Here is a 16,958-nt window from a genome sequence, read left to right as displayed (position 1 = left end):
AGCGGGGGCGCGACGCCCTGTTCATGCGGCGACAGGGCGTCGCCGCAGCCGCACCGTCCGCCGGTGATCCCCTTTTGCATCGGGACCCGATCATTTACCGTCGGTGTCACTCGCCTTCCGGGTGTTCCGCGGTAGTGCGCCGTTCGAGTGATGCGCCGACGATTCCCTGTGACATACCGACCGTGCGGTATGTCACAGGATTAGGCGATCCGGACCACGCCCGCCAATACTCCTACCGCTCGGTAACCGGAGGCGGGAGTTCACTGGTGCGCAACCTGATCGTCATGACGGCCGCGGTCGCCCTGGCCGTCACGAGCTGCTCCGGCGGGGACGACGGACAGGTCGAGGCCGGGCCGGGCGTCACCGGCACGACCATCTCGCTCGGCGTCCTCACCGACCTGACCGGTCCCTTCTCGGCGACCTCGTCGCTCCGGATCAAGGGCTACGAGCTGTTCTTCGGCGAGCTGAACGAGCGCGGCGGCATCTGCGGGCGCAAGGTCGAGCTGGTCCAGGAGGACCACGGCTACGACGTCGCCCGCGCCCTGGAGGGCTACTTCGAGCTGGAACCCCGCGTGCTCGGGTTCGTCGACGTCACCGGGGCCCCGATGACCGAGGCCATCGAGCCGGACCTGATGCAGACCCGCGCCCTGGTCGCGCCCGCGTCCTGGTCGGCGAGCCTGCTCGGCAACCCGCACATGGTCGTCGTCGGCACCACCTACGACCTCGACGTGATCAACGGCCTCGACCACCTCAAGCGGTCCGGCGCGATCGGCGCGGGCGACACCGTCGGGCACCTGCACGTCGACGGCGACTACGGGCTCAACGCGCTGGAGGGCAGCCGGTTCGCCACCGAGCGGTGGGACATGCGGCTGGTCGCGAAGTCCGTGCCCGAGACGGCCGACGTGTCCGCCCAGGTCGCCGAACTGCGCGCCGCGGGCGCGAAGGCGGTGTTCCTCAGCACCTCGCCGCAGCAGACCGCGACCGCCGTGGCCACCGCCGAGCGCCTCGGCTGGGACGTCCCCTTCCTGGTCAACGCCGTGGGCTACGACCCGCTGATCCTCGACTCCCCGGCCGCCGCGGCCGTCGTCGAACGCCTCCGGGTCGTCTCGCCGATCGCCCCCTTCGCCGCCGACGCGCCCGGACCGCGCGACGTCGCCCGGGCGTTCGCCGAGGAGTTCCCCGGCGTCGAGCCCACCGGCTCGGTCGACCACGGCTACGTCATCGGCGTCGCGTTCGCCGCCGTCCTGGAGAAGGCGTGCGCCGAGCGCGACCTGACCCGCGACGGCGTGCTGCGGGCGTTCGCCGACACCAACGCCGTGGACACCCGCGGCCTCACCGGCCCGCTGCGCTTCTCCCTCGCCGGCCGCCCCTCGGCCACCCGGTCCTACGTGGCCAGGCCCGACCCGGCCACCCCCGGCGGCCTGGCCGTGGTGGCCGACCTGTTCGAGTCGGAGCTGGTCGCGCTCAAGGGCACCCGCGCCCGCTAGTTTCCGCAGCCCGCTCCGGGGATACCCGGCGGGTGTGATCGAGGTGCGCGCGGTGGTGCCGACGACTGTCGACCGGGTGTTCGCGGTGCTCGCGGACGGCTGGTCCTACGCGGGCTGGGTCGTGGGGGCCGCCCACATCCGCGAGGTCGACGACGGCTGGCCCGCGATCGGCACGCGCATCCACCACAGCGTGGGCGCGTGGCCGGTCGCGGTGAAGGACGTGACGACGGTGGTGGCGCACGAGCCGGGGCGGCTGCTGGAGCTGGAGGCCCGGCTGTGGCCCATCGGCGCGGCGCGGGTGCGGTTCGAGCTGGCCGAGGTGCCGGGCGGCACCGAGGTGGTGATGTCCGAGGAGGCCGTCAAGGGACCGACGGCCCTGCTCCCGGAGGCCGCGCAGGCGCTGTTCCTCAAGCCCCGCAACCACGAGACGCTGCGCCGGCTCGCAGACCTCGCGACCCGCCAGCAGGGCTGAACGACCCCCGACGCCGGGCACCCGCGGGTGCCCGGCGTCCGCGCGGGTCGGCACCGCGCGGGAGGTCAGTACACGGCGCGGTGCAGGCCGCGGATCAGCAGCTTGTAGGCGTCCCCGGCCAGGCCGTTGCGCGCCAGCGCCGCACGCGCCGCGTTCGCGCCCGGCGCGCCGTGCACACCGCCACCGGGGTGCGCCGACCCGCCCGCCAGGTACAGCCGGTCGACCGGCGTGTCCGCCCGGCCCAGCCCCGGCACCGGCCGGAACACCAGCTGCTGGTGGATGCCCGCCGTCCCCGAGTTGATCGACCCGCCGACCAGCGCCCGGTTCCGGTCCTCCAGCTCGCCCGGCCCCTGGACGAACCGGCCGCGCACCAGGTCGCGGAACCCCGGCGCGTGCTGCTCGACCAGCTGCTCCACCCGGTCCGCCCGCCGCCGCACGCGGTCCGCCGACCACTGCTCGCCGCGTGGCACGTGCGTGTAGGCCCACGCGGTCTCGGTGCCCTCCGGCGACCGGGTCGGGTCGCTCGTCGTCATCTGCCCCATGATCACGAACGGGGTGCGCGGCAGCCTCCCGCACGCGATCTCCGTGCTGCTCGCCGCCAACCCGTTGAGGTCGCCCCCCAGGTGCACGGTCCCCGCGCCGCGCGCCCCCGGCGCGGTCCACGGGATCGGCCCGTCCAGCGCCCAGTCCACCTTGACCGTCGCGTCGTCCCACTCGAACCGCTCCAGGTCGGTGACCAGCCGCGGCGGCAGGTGCTCCGGCCCCACCATGTCCAGGTACAGGGTGGGCGCCGGCACGTCCGCCAGCACCGCCCGCCGCGCCCGCACGAACCCGCCCTCGGCGTCGCGCACGCCCAGCGCGCGACCGCCCGCCACGACCACCTGCGCCACCGGCCGCGAGCACTGCACGACCGCGCCGAGCCGCCGCACCAGCGCCCGCGTCAACGCGCCCGCCCCGCCCTCGGGCACCGGGTAGCCGTACTCCTGGCCCAGCATCGACAGCAGCCACCCGAACGCCGCGCCGCCCGCCTGGTCCGGGCCGAGGTCGGTGTGCATCGCGTTGCCCGCGAACAGCAGCGGCGCGCCCTCGCCCGCGAACCGGTCGTCGCCGAACGCCCGCACGGACTGCACGAACGACCGCGCCAACCGCAGCGCCCCGCCCGCGCCCAGCGCGCCGAGCAGCCCCGCGCCCGCCCTCACCGGCGGGAACGGCCGCATCAGCGCCTCCAGCATCCCGTCGCGCACCCGCTGCCAGTCGGCGAACTCGGCCAACCACGCGTCACCGTCGCCCGCGCCGAACGACTCGACCGACGCGGCCGTGCGCTCCGGGTCCCGCGACAGCACCACGGCCCGGTCGTCCGGCAGCACGTGCGCCAGCACCTCGGGCGCGTGCCGCCACGCCAGCCCGTGCCGCGCCAGGTCCAGCCCGGCGATCACCGGCGACGCCACGCCCAGCGGGTAGAACGCGCTGAACAGGTCGTGCTTGAACCCCGGTTCCACCAGCTCCGCCGTGCGCACCGCCCCGCCGGGCTCGTCGGCCGCCTCCAGGACGAGGACGTCCCAGCCGGCGTCCGCCAGCAGGTTCGCCGCCACCAGCCCGTTGGGCCCTGCTCCCACGACCACCGCGTCCACGACGTCGCTCAACGCAACCCTCCCCGTCCGCCCGGCCGTCCACGGCCCAGTCTGCGCCACCGCGCGCCGCCGTGCCCACCGGGCCGCGCGGTCGCGTCGCGTCCACAGTGGACGCTGAGGCGGCGGGGGACGGGCGTCGCACCGGACCCACCGCCGGCAGGGTCGTCGTCCCGGGGCGCGCGGCGCGGGGCGGTGCCCGCCCCGCCGCCGGTCCCGGTGACGACGACCCCCATGCCGCGCGGGTACCCCTACCGGCCGCCGCCAAGCCCCGCGCGCCGCAGCGCTTCGGCCATCGCGCCGTTGGCCGGCGGGCGCTCCTGCTGCCGACCGCCGCCACCGCCGCCGCCGCCGGCGCGCTGACCGCCACCGCGCTGACCACCGCGCTGCCCGCCGCCGCCACCGCGTCGACCGTCCTGCTGCTGGTCGCGCGGCTGCTTGCGGCCCGGCTCGTCCTGCAACCGCAGCGTCAGCCCGATCCGCTTGCGCGGGATGTCGACCTCCAGCACCTTCACCCGCACCACGTCACCGGACTTCACCACGTCTCGCGGGTCCTTGACGTAGGTGTCGGACAGCGCCGAGATGTGCACCAGGCCGTCCTGGTGCACGCCGATGTCGACGAACGCGCCGAACGCGGCCACGTTCGTCACCACGCCCTCCAGCACCATGCCGGGCTTGAGGTCGGCGATCTTCTCCACGCCGTCGGCGAACGTCGCGGTCTTGAACGCCGGGCGCGGGTCGCGACCCGGCTTCTCCAGCTCGCGCAGGATGTCCGTGACGGTCGGCAGGCCGAACTTGTCGTCCACGAACTCCTGCGGCCGCAACGACTTCAGCACCGCCGTGTTGCCGATCAGCTGCTCCGTGCCGGCCCGCTGCTGGATGCGCCGCACCACCGGGTACGCCTCGGGGTGCACGGCGGACCCGTCGAGCGGGTCGTCGCCGTTGGGGATGCGCAGGAAGCCCGCGCACTGCTCGAACGCCTTCGGCCCGAGCCGCGCCACGTCCTTCAACGACCGGCGCGAGCGGAACGGGCCGTTCGAGTCGCGGTGCAGCACGATGTTCTCCGCCAGGCCCGCCGTGATGCCCGAGACCCGGGTCAGCAGCGGCACCGACGCGGTGTTCAGGTCCACGCCGACCGCGTTCACGCAGTCCTCGACCACCGCGTCGAGCGAGCGCGACAGCTTCGACTCCGACAGGTCGTGCTGGTACTGGCCCACGCCGATCGACTTCGGGTCGATCTTCACCAGCTCGGCGAGCGGGTCCTGCAACCGGCGCGCGATGGACACCGCGCCGCGCAGCGACACGTCCAGGCCGGGCAGCTCGGCCGAGGCGAACGCCGACGCCGAGTACACCGACGCGCCCGCCTCCGACACCACCACCTTGGTGAGCTTGAGGTCCGGGTGCAGCTTGAGCAGGTCGCCCGCCAGCTTGTCCGTCTCGCGCGAGGCGGTGCCGTTGCCGATCGCGATCAGCTCCACGTCGTGCTTCTTCGCGAGCACGGCGAGCTTGGCGACCGACTCGTCCCAGCGGTTCGCGGGCACGTGCGGGTAGATCGTGTCGGTGGCGACGACCTTGCCCGTCGCGTCGACCACGGCGACCTTCACGCCGGTGCGGAAACCCGGGTCCAGGCCCATCGTGGCGCGGGTGCCGGCGGGCGCCGCGAGCAGCAGGTCGCGCAGGTTCGAGGCGAAGACGCGCACGGCCTCGTCCTCGGCGAACGCCCGCAGCCGGGCGCGCAGGTCGATGCCCAGGTGCACGAGGATGCGGGTGCGCCAGGCCCAGCGGACCGTGTCGGACAGCCACCTGTCCGCCGGGCGACCCCGGTCGTCCACGCCGAAGCGGGACGCGATGCGCGCCTCGTAGCCGGTGGGCTCGTCCTCGTCGCCCGGGTCCAGGACCAGGTCGAGGACCTCCTCCTTCTCCCCGCGCAGCAGGGCGAGGATGCGGTGCGAGGGGAGCTTGGCGAACGGCTCGGAGAAGTCGAAGTAATCGGAGAACTTCGCGCCGTCCTCCTCCTTGCCCTCGCGGACCTTCGACGCCACCCGGCCCTGCGTCCACATCCGCTCGCGCAGCTCGCCGATCAGGTCGCCGTCCTCGCCGAACCGCTCGACCAGGATGGAGCGGGCGCCCTGGAGCGCCGCCGCGACGTCCGCGACCTCCTCGGTCACGTACTCCTTCGCCACCACCTGCGGGTCCAGCGACGGGTCGTCCAGCAGCGCGTCGGCCAGCGGTTCGAGCCCCTGCTCGCGCGCGATCTGCGCCTTCGTCCGCCGCTTGGGCTTGTAGGGGAGGTAGAGGTCCTCCAGGCGGGCCTTGGAGTCCGCGGCCAGGATCGACGCCTCCAGGGCGTCGTCCAGCTTGCCCTGCGACCGGATCGACTCCAGCACGGCCGTCCGGCGCTCCTCCAGCTCGCGGAGGTAGCCCAACCGCTCTTCCAGGGTGCGCAACTGGGCGTCGTCCAGCGCGCCGGTCGCCTCCTTCCGGTAGCGGGCGATGAACGGCACGGTGGAGCCGCCGTCGAGCAGGTCGACGGCCGCGCTGACCTGCCCGGCCCGCACGCCCAGCTCGTCGGCGATCCTCTGGTTGATGGGTGTGGTCACAGCGAGCCATTGTGCCGTGCTGGGGACACCCCGTGCCGCGGGGTCGGGGATCGCCCGAGGTGGTCGCCCGCCACAAGCGCGAAAACGCGTCCATTTCACTTGACCGGGTGATTACTGCCGATGGCCGCCCGCCGATCGGGTCAACGGAATTCGTCCTGGTCGGTCCGCCCGCCGCTCCACTACCTTCTGCGGTTCACGCGGTGTTCATCCGAGTTCACAGAGGTCCTCGTGGTCGACGGCGGCGATTTACGCAACGACGTCCAAGGCGTGGCGCACAACGTGCTCCAAGCGCGTGACGTGCACGGCGGCGTGCACTTCCACGACCCGGGGTGGGCCATGCCCGTGCCGAGGCAGTTGCCGCCCGACGTCCCGCACTTCACCGACCGCGAGAACCACCTGGCGCGCCTCCACTCGTGGCTCGACGTGCCGGACTCCGAGGCGTCCCCCGTGGAGGTGGTCGCGGGCATCGGCGGTGTCGGGAAGACGTCGCTGGTCACGCACTGGGCGCACCGGGTGCGCGACCGGTTCGTCGACGGGGACGTGTTCCTCGACCTGCGCGGTTACCACCGGGAACGCGCGGTCACCGCCGCCGACGGGTTGGACCGCGTGCTGCGCGCGCTGGGCACGCCGAACGAGCTGATACCGGCGGACGTCGACGCGCGTGCCGCTCTTTACCGGACGTTGCTGCACAACCGGAAGATGCTCATCCTGCTCGACAACGCGTCGAGTTGCGAGCAGGTGAGACCGCTGTTGCCGGGAACGGCGACCTGTAGGGTGGTGATCACCAGTCGTAACCACTTGGTCGGGCTCGCCGCGGGGAACGGAGCGCACCGGATGCCGTTGGACGTGCTGCCACCGGAGCGGGCGCTCGAACTGCTGCGCCAGGTCGTCGGGGACGAGCGCGTCGACGCGGAGCCGGCCGCGGCCGACCTGCTGGCCGCCTACTGCGGCTACCTCCCGCTCGCGCTGCGCATCGCGGCCGAACGGCTCGCGTCGAGCGCGCACACCTCGGTCGAGGACCTGGTCGAGGAGCTGGCCGAGGTGCGCGAGCGGTTGGACGTCCTCACGTCGGGCGACGACGAGAGCGCGGCGGTGCGCGTGGTCTTCTCGTGGTCGTACGACGCGCTGTCCCCCGATGCCGCGCGGGCCTTCCGGCTGCTCGGGCTGATGCCGGGGCAGGACATCGGCCTCTCCGCCGCGGCGGCCCTGCTCGACCTCACCGAGGGGCGCGCCAGGCGGTTGCTGGCCGAACTGACCTCGGTCCACATGCTCACCGAGAAGCCCGGGCGCCGCTACCAGTTCCACGACCTGCTCAGGCTCCACGCGGTGGAGCGCGTCGAGACCCGTGAACCGGAGGCCGACCGCCGGGCGGCGACCCGGCGCCTGCTGGTCTGGTACGCGCACTCCCTGCGGGCGGCCGTCCGCGTGATCATGCCCTACTACACGACCATCCCGGTCGAGCTGCCCGCGACGACCGCCGCCGTCCCGGCCTTCGCGGACCGCCGGGCCGCGCTCCAGTGGTGCGACGCGGAGCAGCCCAACCTGATGGCGGCGGTCGCGCAGGCGTCCGCGACCGGTCAGCACGACCTGGCGTGGCGGCTCCCGGTGCTGATGTTCGGCCTGCTCCTCACCCGGAAACCGCTCGTCGACTGGGTGACGACGCACGACATCGGCATCGCGTCGGCGCGTGCCGCCGGCGACGTGGCGGCCGAGGCGTGGCTGCTCACCAGCGTGGGCATCGCGCGCCGCGAGCTGCGGCAGTCGGAGCCCGTGCTCGCCGAGCTGGAACGGGCGCTGCTCTGCTGGCAGCGGGTCGGCATCCGCTGGGGCGAGGCGTGGGCGCTGCGCGACACCGGCGCGACCCTCAACGGGCTGGGGCGGCACGCCGAGGCCATCGGGATGTTCCAGCGGGCCCTGGCCATGCACCTGGAGGACGGGGACGCCTGGGGCGAGGCGACGGCGCTCAGCGGTTTGTCCCACGCGCACCTGGAGACCGGTGAGACCCGGCTCGCGCTGGAGGAGTCGTTGCGGGCGCTGGAGATCAGGCGCGAGCAGGGCGACCAGCGCAACGTCGGCAACGCGTTGAACACCGTGGGCGAGGTCTACCTGGCGCTCGGGGACGTGGACCGCGCCGTCGACCACGTCGAGAACGCCATGACCGTCCTGACCGAGGTCGACTACCGGGGCGGCCGGGCGGTGTCGCACCAGTTGCTCGGTGCCGCGCTGAGCCGACGCGGTCGGGAGGACGAGGCGGCGACCCACCGGCGGCTCGCCGTCGAGCTGTACGAGTCGATCGGCGATCCCCGCGCGGACGACGTGCGGGCGCACCTGACCCGCTGACCGGGGCCCGCGGCGGAACCACCCCGCTCGGGCGTACTGAGCGGTCGGTCATACTCGCGGGCATGACGACACTCGACCACTGGGGCGGGACGAGCCGCTACACCGACCTGGACGGGCCGGTGCACTACGTCGACTTCGGCGGCGACGGTCCGCCCGTCGTCCTCGTGCACGGCCTGGGCGGGTCGCACCTCAACTGGTGCCTGCTCGCACCCCACCTGGTCGAGCGCCACCGCGTGCTGGCCGTCGACCTCGCCGGGTTCGGCCTCACCCACCCCGAGGGCCGCTCCACCACCGTGCCGTCGAACGCCCGCCTGCTCGACCGGTTCCTGACCGACGTGGTCGGCGAACCCGCGGCGCTGGTCGGCAACTCCATGGGCGGGATGATCTCCATCCTGCACGCCGCGCGCCGCCCGGCGGGCGTGACGCACCTGGCCCTGCTGGACCCGGCCGTGCCGCTGCCGCTGGGCGCCCGCCTCGACCCGCAGGTGGCCGCCGCGTTCGCGATGTACGCGGTGCCGGGGGTCGGGCAGTGGTTCCTGGAGCGGTCGCGGCGGGGGGTGTCGCCGCGCCGCCAGGTCAAGCGGGTGCTGAAGCTCGTGTGCGCCGACCCGAAGCTGGTGCCCGAGGAGGTGGTCCTGGCGTCCATGGACCTCGTGCAGCAGCGCGAGGAGGTGCCGGGCCTGGACGAGGCGTTCCTCGCCGCCGCGCGGTCGGTGGTGTGGACCGGCGCGACGAGCCGCCGCTACTACACGGCGATGAGCCGGGTCAAGGCGCCCGTCTACCTGGCGCACGGCGACCGCGACCGCCTCGTCCCGCTCAAGTCGGCGGAGGCGGTGGCCCGGCGGAACCCCGCCTGGGGGTTCGAGGTCTTCGAGGGGGTCGGGCACGTGCCGCAGCTGGAGATCCCCGAGGTGATCGCCCGACGGCTGCTGGACCTGTTCTCGCGGTGAGCGCGGTGAGCGCGGTGGGCGCGGTGGGCGCGGGGCCGGTGGCGCGGTAGGCCGAATCGAGACTCGTCGGTACTGGCGGATTTCACGCCGGTGAAACACCATGGTCACCTGGGGTGTGCGCTCGACGCGGAGCGGGGGAGGGGCCATGTCAGCACCGCCGGAGGTCCCGTCGGGGCGGCTGGGCGAGGTCGTGCCCGCCGTCCCGGAACCCATCGCGCCGGAACCCGCCGTCCTGGAACCCGCCGTGCCGGAACCCGCTGTGCCGGAGCCCACCGTTCCCGCGCTGCTGTGGTACCTCACCGAGCCCACCAGGGCCGCCGTCGACATCGGCCAGTTCGCCGTCGCCCGCTCGCTCCTGCGCGCCGCGCCCAGCGGGGACGGGCACACCGTGCTCGTCCTCCCCGGCCTCGGCGCCAACGACGGCGCGACGGCGACACTGCGCAGGTTCCTCGCCAACCTCGGCTACGACGTGCACGGCTGGGGCCTGGGCCTCAACATCGGCCCGTCGGTCCAGGCCGTCGAGGGGATGCGGACCCTGCTGCGCGAGCTGGCCGCGCGCGGTCGCGGGAAGGTCAGCGTCGTCGGCTGGTCGCTGGGCGGCATCTTCGCCCGCGAGCTGGCCCGCGAGCACCCCGGCACGGTCCGCCAGGTCATCACGCTCGGCAGCCCGTACGCGATGACCGACCTGCGCCAGACCCGGGTCAACCCGGTCTACCGGCTGCTGTCCCGGTTCTACGTGGCGGGCGCGGGGATGCCGCCGCCGGAGCACACCCGGCCGCCGTTCCCGGTGCCGTCGACATCGGTGTACTCCAGGTCCGACGGGATCGTGGCGTGGCGGGCGTGCGTGTCGCCGGAAGGGCCGCGGGCGGAGAACGTGGCGGTCGCGTCCAGCCACCTCGGGTACGGCTACAACGCGACCGTGCTGTGGGTGGTGGCCGACCGGTTGGCCCAGCGCGCGGGCCGGTGGCGGCGGTTCACCCCGCCGCCCGGCATGGCCCGGATGTTCCCCGCGGCCTGACCGCGTCGGCGCCCGATCCGCCGTGCGGGGGAAACAGCGCTGACCCACGCCCCCGCGCGGCCTAGGCTGCCCAGCGTGTGGGACCGGTTGGAACACGCCTACGGCCCGGCCACCGACGTGCCCGGCCTGCTCGTCGAGGCCCGCGACCCCGACCGCGCCGCGGCGGCGGTGCGGGAGCTGGACCACGTCGTGCACTGCGGCGGCACGCGGGTGTACTCGGCCGCGCCCGCCGCGCTGCCGGCGCTGCTCGACCTGGCCGAGGACCCGGCGGTCACGGTGCGGCCCGCGGTGGTGGAGGTGGTCGGCGACCTGGGGCACGCGGGGCGCACGGCCGCCGCCGTCGACCCGGCGTGGCCGGGGGCGTGGGAACGCGCCGTGCCGAGGCTGACCGCGCTGCTCGCCGACCCGGACGTCGAGGTGCGCCGGGGCGTCACGTACCCGTTGGCGCAGGCCCGCGGCGTGTGGCGGGCGCTGGCCGACCGGTTCGACGGCGAACCGGACCGGGTCGCCCGGCTCGGCCTCGTCGTCGCCGCGGGGCTGCACGACGACCCGGGCGCCCGCGACTGGTTCACCGGCCTGCTGCGCGACGGGGACCGGGCGGTGCGGGTCGCCGCCGTGGTGGGCCTGCGCCGGCTGGGCGACGAGGTCGACACCGCGCCGCTGCTGGACCCCGTGCCGGAGGTGTGGGAGGAGACCTGGTGGGCCGCGCCCAACCCGGTGTGGTGGCTGCACCGGGAGGTCCCCGACCGCCGCCTGGTCACCGCCTGGCTGGCGCACCCGCACGCCGAGGTGCGGCGGGGCGCGCTGTGGGCGTCCGGCGACCTGCTCGGGGGCCGGCCGGACCCGGACCTGCTGCCGCTGGTCGCCGACCGGCTGGCCGACGACGAGCCGGACAACCGCCGGGTCGCCGCGCTGCTGCTCGCCTCGGTCCGCGCCCCGTCCGCCACCCCGCCGACCGCCGACCTCGACTCGTTCGCCGACGACCTCGCCCTGGCCGCCCGCGACGTCTACCTGCCCGCCGCCGACGCCGCCCTCGCGGCCCTCGCCCTGCTCGGCGACGAACGCGCCGTCGAACCGCTCGCCCGGCGCCTCACCGGCCCGCGCCTCGGCCTGGCCGTGCACCGCCGCCGCGCCACGTGGCGCCTCGCGCCCCCGCTGGACGAGGTGCTCACCGCCATGGCCGCGCACGCCGCCGAACTGGCCCCGGCGGTGCGGGCGAGGCTGGGCGCAACCGCCGATCAGGTGGAGGTCGAGGCGCTCCAGAGGGTTCTCCGATCGTGGCAGAGGTGATCCGGGAAACGATCACCTGAATCACCCCTTGTGTTGGCGACTCCTTCACCGGAGGGTTCCGCTCGGCCCGTTGGCTCCGAGCGGGCAGACCCCTGACGGAGGTGGAGCATGACCCCTGCACGCAAGTTCGCCGCCGCCCTGGCCGCGGCGCTCGCGCTCCCGGTGTTCCTCACGACCCCGGCGCACGCGGTGAGCGACGCCGACCTGGCCCAGTACTGGGCCCCGGTGCACCACCAGGACACCGACTCGTCCGACTACGACGCCGACTACCTGTCCACTGTGGACTACGACGGCGACTGGAACACCCTGAACAACTGGGAGGGCCAGGACGACTCGCTCGCCCGCCTCACCGGCGCCGCCTACTACTCGGTGGCGGAGACCTCGACCCACTGGTTCCTGGTCTACTCCTTCTACCACCCGCGCGACTGGGACGACGTGCCCGACCCGTTCGCGCTGCTCACCCACGAGAACGACATGGAGGGCCTGCTGGCGACCGTCCGCAAGGACGGCTCGACCTACGGGAAGCTGGAGGCCGTCGTGACGGTGGCGCACAGCGACTTCCACTCCTACGTGGCACCCGGCAGCACCTTCACCTCGGGCAGGGAGACCGTCGACGGCACCCTGCGCATGCAGGGCACCCGGTTCACCACCCGCCAGGAGGCCAAGGGCCACGGCCTCTACGCGTGGAACGGCGCGGAGTTCCCCGGCGGCGACGGCGTGGTCTACGTGCCGTCCGCGACCGGCGAGGTGCCCTCGGGCGGCAACGACCGATCGGTCGGCTACCGGCTCGTGGACACCTTCGCCGCCGGCGGCCTGTGGGCGCAGCGGTCCGGCACGGCGACGTTCGCGAGCTGGGGCACGTTCCGCGGCGACAACGGCAAGGACAACGCGGCCAACTCCGCGTGGGGCTGGGACGACCAGAACGACGGCTCGGACCTCCAGCGCGGCCTGCTCGCGACCGATCCGGCCTACCTCGTTTCGGTGTACTTCGGCAACAAGGGCGAGTTCAGCACGACGTACACCCGCAACGCCTACCGGTAGGAACGGCCCCGCGCCGCTACCATCCCGATCATGACCGCACGCGCGCCCGCACCGCCCCTGGCCCGACTGGCCACGGAGGCGCTGGCCCCGTGGGTCATCGTCATCGGCGTGCCGCTCCTGGTGGCCTGGCAGGCCACCAGGAGCGTGCCGGAGACCCTGCTGTGGGGCGCGGTGGTCGGCCTGACCGGGTCGGTCATCCCCATGGCGGTCGTCGTGCGCGGCGCGCGGCGGGGTCACTGGAACGGCCACCACGTCACCAACCGCGAGGGCCGGCTCGTCCCGCTGCTGACCTGCGTCGCGTCCCTGGCGCTCGGCATCACCGCGCTGGTGCTCGGCGGCGCGCCGCCCACCGTGCTGGGGCTGTCGGTGGCGATGTTCCTCAGCCTGCTGCTGTGCCTGCTCGTCACGTTCGCCCTGCCGGTCGGCGGCACGCGCGGCTGGAAGGTCTCCTTCCACGCGGCCGTGGCGGGGGGCGCGGTCGTCGTGCTGGCGATCACCTACGGCCCGTGGGTGCTGCTGGCCTCGCCCTTCGTGGCGCTGGTGGCGTGGTCGCGGGTGGCGCTGGGGCACCACACCGTGCCGCAGGTCGTGGTGGGCTCGGTGATGGGCGCGATCGTCGGCGGGATCGCGTTCTGGTCGCTCACGTGACGGCCTTCACCCCCGGTGACCGCCGGGCGGCCCTTACCCTGCGGTGATGACGTTCAGGCTGGAGACCGACGGGCCGATCGCGACGCTGACCATCGACCGGCCCGCCAAGCGCAACGCGCTGAGCTACGGGATGTGGTCCGCGCTGCCCGACCTGATGGCGCGGGTGCGCGACGACGACGCGGTGCGCGTGCTGGTCGTGCGCGGCGGCGAGCACTTCTCGGCCGGGGCCGACATCAGCGAGTTCGGCACGCTGCGCAGCGGCGCCGAGGGGGCCGCCCGGTACAGCGAGGCCGTGCACGCGGGCGCGCGGGCCATCACGACGCTCGGCAAGCCGACCATCGCCGCGATCACCGGGTTCTGCATCGGCGGCGGCTGCGAGGTGGCGCTGGCCTGCGACCTGCGGGTCGCGGCGGCGGACGCGCGCTTCGGCATCACGCCCGCCAAGCTGGGCATCGTCTACGCCTTCGCGTCCACGAAGCAGCTCGTCGACGTGGTGGGGCCGGCGTGGGCCAAGCAGATCCTGTTCGGCGGCGAGATCCTGGACGCGGCGACCGCGCTGCGCATCGGCCTGGTCAACGAGGTGCACGCGCCGGACGAGCTGGACGTGCGGGTCAAGGGGCTGTCCACCACGATCGCGGCCCGCGCCCAGGTCAGCGTGCGGGGCGCGAAGCAGATCGTGCACCGCATCACCGAGGGGCAGCACGAGGAGGACGACGCGGTGCGCGCGCTCTACGACGAGGCCGTGCACAGCCCCGAGTACGCCGAGGGCGTGGCCGCGTTCCTGGAGAAGCGCCCGCCCAGGTTCTGAACCCCGGGTTCCGACCCCTCCGGGGTGTTCAAGAAGCGGTCGTCGGGGTAACTCCCTGCACATGACCGAACCCGAGGACAGGCCCCTCACCCCCGACCCGCCCAAGCCGCCCAACACGCCGGAACCGCCCGACCTCGACGTGGACGCCGAGCAGTTCCTGGACGAGGACGAGCGGCGCGAGCGCGACGACGAGCGCCGCCGCGCGGAAGGAGGGGACGAGCAGCCCGAGTAGGGCGGCCCGTCCCCTCCGGGGTCCGGACGGATCGGCGTCAGTCGCCGTCGTACTTGTTCGCGTCACCGGGCCACTCGCCGGTGAGCTTGTCGTAGCCGGTCGCGCCACCCCGGTCGATCGCGGCCTTGACCAGGCCGAAGATCGCGCCCTGGATGGTCGCGGCCAGCAGCACCTCGCCCCACCCCCGGTCCTTCTGGGTCGGGGTGGGGGCTTCCTTCGTGCCGGTGGCGAGCTTCCACACCTGGCCGAACACGGCGCTGGCCGCGAGGCCGCCGAGCACGCCGAACAGCATGCCCAGCGGGCGGTAGAGGAGCTTGTTCACGTTCACCGCCCCCTCCTGACCAGCTTCCACAGCAGCAGCACGACCGCCGCCGCGCCGGCCGCGACCGCCGCCGGGTGCTTGCGGGCCTGCCGCACGCCCCGGTCGACGCGCTGCTGCACGGGCGGGGGCAGCTGCTCGACCGCCTGCGCGGCCTTGGTGCCGACCTGGTCCGCCACCGCGCTCGCCCTCGTGCCGACCTGGCTCGCCACGGCCGCCGCCTTGTCCGCGGCCACGCCCGCCTTCTCGGACACCTGCCCGGCCACCGCGGTGGCCTTCTCCGACACCTGGCCGGCCACCGCCGTCGCCTTCTCGGTCACCTGCTGCGCGACGGCGCTCGCCTTCTCGCCGACCTGGCCCGCGGCGACACCCGTCTGGGCGCCCGCCGACCCGGCCTTCTCGCCGGCCTTGGCCGCCGCGGCGCCCGCGGCCGCCCCGGCCGCCGCCGCCTTCTCGCCGACCTTGTCGGTCACGTGGCCGACCTTGGCGGTGGCCTTGCCCGCCGCCGCCGTGACGGCCTGGTTGGCGCGCGTCGCGCTCTCCTTCACCTTCTCCACCTTCTCGTGCGCCTTCTCCTTGACCCGCCCGGGCACGTCCGCCTTGTGCGCCAGCGCTTCCACGGTCTCGCCGAGCTCGCGCCGCGTCTGCTCGACGTCCGCGCGCAGCTCGTCCGGGTTCTCGGGAACGTCCTTGCCGCTCATCGGTGCGCCCTCTCGCTCACGGTGGCGATGTCCTGCTTCACGCCCGCGATGGCCTCTTCCGGCACCGGTGGGGTGCCCTTCTCGATCTGCTTGCGGCCGACCAGCGCGAGCACGCCCGCGACCAGGAGCACGACGGCCGCGACGATGAACGCCGAGGCCCACGCGGGCAGCGCGGTGGCCAGCAGCAGCACGAACGCCGCGATCACCGTGCCCAGCCCGAACCAGGCCAGCACACCGGCGCCCCCGAGCAGACCGGCTCCCGTGCCGACGCGCTTGCCCTTCTCGCGCATCTCGGCCGCGGCCAGCCGGATCTCGTCCCGCGCCAGCCTGCTCACCTGCTCGGAGAGCCTGCTCACCAGTTCGGCGGTGGACGGTTCCCGGTCGGTGGCGACGTGGTCCATGGCCGTCTCCTCTCTCAGTCGACCCCCGACTACCCAGAACACGCGTGGTGTACGCACGGGATTGGGGGGAACCCCGGCGCTCATGGCGACGCGAGCACCCGACGCACCCACCAGACTGCCCAAGAGCTCGTGGTGGGGCGTCCTCAAGCGCACGGTGAAGGAGTTCAACGACGACAACCTCACCGACTGGGCGGCGGCGCTCACCTACTACGCGGTGCTGTCGCTCTTCCCCGGCATCCTGCTGCTGGTGACGCTGCTCGGCCTGCTCGGACCGCAGGCCACGCAGTCCATCGTGGACAGCCTGGACATGCTGGGGCCCGGCGAGGCCAAGGACTTCATCGCGGGGGGCATCGAGAACCTCCAGCAGTCGAAGGCCACCGGCCCGCTGGCGATCGTCGGTCTGGTGACCGCGCTGTGGTCGGCCTCGGGGTACGTGGGCGCGTTCATGCGCGCGGCGAACTCGATCTACGACGTCGAGGAGGGCCGGCCGTTCTGGAAGGTCGTCCCGCTGCGGCTGGGCCTGACCGTCGGCGTGGTGGTGCTGCTGGCGCTGACCGCGCTGGGCGTCACGCTGACCGGCGGCGTCGCGCGGTGGCTGGGCGACCTGCTGGGCCTGGGCGAGCAGTTCGTGACGGTCTGGGACGTGGCCAAGTGGCCCGTGCTGTTCCTGCTGGCCAGCGCCGCGATCGGGCTGCTGTTCTGGGCCTCGCCGAACGTGCGGCAGCCGAGCTTCCTGTGGATCACCCCGGGCGGCCTGGTCACCGTGCTGGTGTGGGTGGCGGCCTCGCTGGGCTTCGCGTTCTACGTGGCGAACTTCAGCTCGTACAACAAGACCTACGGCTCGCTCGCCGGTGTGATCATCTTCCTGGTGTGGCTGTGGATCTCGAACATCGCGCTGCTGCTCGGGGCCGAGCTGGACGCCGAGCTGGAGCGCGGGCGGCGGATGGAGTCGGGGGAGTCGTCGGGCGAGGACCCGGTGGCCCCGCCGCGCGACACCCGCGCGATGGACGACTGACCGCGGTG

16 protein-coding genes are annotated in these 16,958 nt (G+C 74.0%); 11 read left to right on the top strand and 5 right to left on the bottom strand.

The features are described from left to right. Positions 1 to 266: 266 nt before the first annotated feature. Together ACR807_RS35955 and ACR807_RS35950 are read left to right on the top strand one after the other, a co-directional pair. The gene (locus ACR807_RS35955; RefSeq protein WP_438925969.1) at positions 267 to 1,487 is read left to right on the top strand and encodes an ABC transporter substrate-binding protein; all 1,221 of its coding nucleotides are present in this window, start codon (positions 267 to 269) and stop codon (positions 1,485 to 1,487) included. A 34-nt stretch (positions 1,488 to 1,521) separates the two neighbouring features. Beyond that, positions 1,522 to 1,959: an SRPBCC family protein gene (locus ACR807_RS35950; RefSeq protein WP_438925968.1), complete on the top strand. Its 438-nt coding sequence runs from the start codon at positions 1,522 to 1,524 to the stop codon at positions 1,957 to 1,959. A gap of 65 nt (positions 1,960 to 2,024) precedes the next feature. Here the strand turns inward: ACR807_RS35950 and ACR807_RS35945 are convergent, their stop codons facing one another. Both ACR807_RS35945 and ACR807_RS35940 read right to left on the bottom strand, forming a co-directional pair. After that, entirely contained in the window at positions 2,025 to 3,602 is a 1,578-nt protein-coding gene (locus ACR807_RS35945) for a phytoene desaturase family protein (RefSeq protein ID WP_438925967.1), read from the bottom strand. 236 nt (positions 3,603 to 3,838) lie between these two features. Further along, entirely contained in the window at positions 3,839 to 6,187 is a 2,349-nt protein-coding gene (locus tag ACR807_RS35940) for a Tex family protein (RefSeq protein ID WP_438925966.1), read from the bottom strand. 267 nt (positions 6,188 to 6,454) lie between these two features. Between ACR807_RS35940 and ACR807_RS35935 the strand changes: the two genes are divergently transcribed. The 8 genes from ACR807_RS35935 to ACR807_RS35900 all read left to right on the top strand — a co-directional run bounded on the left by ACR807_RS35935 (position 6,455) and on the right by ACR807_RS35900 (position 14,514). Continuing rightward, the gene (locus tag ACR807_RS35935; protein ID WP_438925965.1) at positions 6,455 to 8,527 is read left to right on the top strand and encodes an ATP-binding protein; all 2,073 of its coding nucleotides are present in this window, start codon (positions 6,455 to 6,457) and stop codon (positions 8,525 to 8,527) included. 62 nt (positions 8,528 to 8,589) lie between these two features. Beyond that, on the top strand, positions 8,590 to 9,477 hold the full coding sequence (locus tag ACR807_RS35930) for an alpha/beta fold hydrolase (RefSeq protein WP_438925964.1): 888 nt from the start codon (positions 8,590 to 8,592) through the stop codon (positions 9,475 to 9,477). A gap of 145 nt (positions 9,478 to 9,622) precedes the next feature. Continuing rightward, entirely contained in the window at positions 9,623 to 10,495 is an 873-nt protein-coding gene (locus tag ACR807_RS35925) for an esterase/lipase family protein (protein WP_438925963.1), read from the top strand. Between the two features lie 75 nt (positions 10,496 to 10,570). Beyond that, positions 10,571 to 11,785, top strand: a complete 1,215-nt coding sequence (locus ACR807_RS35920; RefSeq protein WP_438925962.1) for a HEAT repeat domain-containing protein — start codon at positions 10,571 to 10,573, stop codon at positions 11,783 to 11,785. A gap of 108 nt (positions 11,786 to 11,893) precedes the next feature. Continuing rightward, on the top strand, positions 11,894 to 12,826 hold the full coding sequence (locus tag ACR807_RS35915; protein WP_438925961.1) for a hypothetical protein: 933 nt from the start codon (positions 11,894 to 11,896) through the stop codon (positions 12,824 to 12,826). A 30-nt stretch (positions 12,827 to 12,856) separates the two neighbouring features. Continuing rightward, entirely contained in the window at positions 12,857 to 13,474 is a 618-nt protein-coding gene (locus tag ACR807_RS35910; RefSeq protein WP_438925960.1) for a phosphatase PAP2 family protein, read from the top strand. 46 nt (positions 13,475 to 13,520) lie between these two features. Continuing rightward, a complete protein-coding gene (locus ACR807_RS35905) occupies positions 13,521 to 14,282 on the top strand; it encodes an enoyl-CoA hydratase/isomerase family protein (RefSeq protein WP_438925959.1) in 762 nt (253 codons plus the stop codon). A gap of 61 nt (positions 14,283 to 14,343) precedes the next feature. Continuing rightward, positions 14,344 to 14,514, top strand: a complete 171-nt coding sequence (locus ACR807_RS35900) for a hypothetical protein (protein WP_438925958.1) — start codon at positions 14,344 to 14,346, stop codon at positions 14,512 to 14,514. Positions 14,515 to 14,551: 37 nt separating this feature from the next. On the opposite strand, the gene ACR807_RS35895 is transcribed toward ACR807_RS35900, so the two are convergent. The 3 genes from ACR807_RS35895 to ACR807_RS35885 are packed head-to-tail and all read right to left on the bottom strand — an operon-like array spanning position 14,552 to position 15,935. Beyond that, positions 14,552 to 14,842, bottom strand: a complete 291-nt coding sequence (locus ACR807_RS35895; protein WP_438925957.1) for a DUF4235 domain-containing protein — start codon at positions 14,840 to 14,842, stop codon at positions 14,552 to 14,554. Next, the gene (locus ACR807_RS35890) at positions 14,839 to 15,534 is read right to left on the bottom strand and encodes a DUF3618 domain-containing protein (protein WP_438925956.1); all 696 of its coding nucleotides are present in this window, start codon (positions 15,532 to 15,534) and stop codon (positions 14,839 to 14,841) included. The genes ACR807_RS35895 and ACR807_RS35890 overlap by 4 nt, the downstream gene beginning before the upstream one ends. Beyond that, positions 15,531 to 15,935 (bottom strand): phage holin family protein, encoded by a 405-nt coding sequence (locus ACR807_RS35885; RefSeq protein ID WP_438925955.1) that lies wholly within the window; start codon positions 15,933 to 15,935, stop codon positions 15,531 to 15,533. Before ACR807_RS35885 ends, ACR807_RS35890 begins: the two co-directional genes overlap by 4 nt. Before the next feature lie 82 nt (positions 15,936 to 16,017). Between ACR807_RS35885 and ACR807_RS35880 the strand changes: the two genes are divergently transcribed. Next, positions 16,018 to 16,950, top strand: coding sequence for a YihY/virulence factor BrkB family protein (locus ACR807_RS35880; protein ID WP_438925954.1), 933 nt, complete (start codon positions 16,018 to 16,020; stop codon positions 16,948 to 16,950). The last annotated feature ends 8 nt before the right edge of the window (positions 16,951 to 16,958 follow it).

Source organism: Saccharothrix sabaoui (assembly GCF_051756985.1).
In the GTDB taxonomy this organism is placed as follows: Bacteria; Actinomycetota; Actinomycetes; order Mycobacteriales; family Pseudonocardiaceae; genus Actinosynnema.
The sequence above is the reverse complement of the archived record's forward strand: the minus strand, read 5'-3'. Positions and strand labels throughout refer to the sequence as shown.

Excerpts from the sequence above, each read along its gene's own strand:
- ACR807_RS35930 (WP_438925964.1), top strand. The coding sequence starts at position 8,590 with ATGACGACACTCGACCACTGGGGCGGGACGAGCCGCTACACCGACCTG.
- ACR807_RS35925 (WP_438925963.1), top strand. The coding sequence starts at position 9,623 with ATGTCAGCACCGCCGGAGGTCCCGTCGGGGCGGCTGGGCGAGGTCGTG.
- ACR807_RS35915 (WP_438925961.1), top strand. The coding sequence starts at position 11,894 with ATGACCCCTGCACGCAAGTTCGCCGCCGCCCTGGCCGCGGCGCTCGCG.
- ACR807_RS35910 (WP_438925960.1), top strand. The coding sequence starts at position 12,857 with ATGACCGCACGCGCGCCCGCACCGCCCCTGGCCCGACTGGCCACGGAG.
- ACR807_RS35905 (WP_438925959.1), top strand. The coding sequence starts at position 13,521 with ATGACGTTCAGGCTGGAGACCGACGGGCCGATCGCGACGCTGACCATC.
- ACR807_RS35900 (WP_438925958.1), top strand. The coding sequence starts at position 14,344 with ATGACCGAACCCGAGGACAGGCCCCTCACCCCCGACCCGCCCAAGCCG.
- ACR807_RS35890 (WP_438925956.1), bottom strand. The coding sequence starts at position 15,534 with ATGAGCGGCAAGGACGTTCCCGAGAACCCGGACGAGCTGCGCGCGGAC.
- ACR807_RS35885 (WP_438925955.1), bottom strand. The coding sequence starts at position 15,935 with ATGGACCACGTCGCCACCGACCGGGAACCGTCCACCGCCGAACTGGTG.
- ACR807_RS35880 (WP_438925954.1), top strand. The coding sequence starts at position 16,018 with ATGGCGACGCGAGCACCCGACGCACCCACCAGACTGCCCAAGAGCTCG.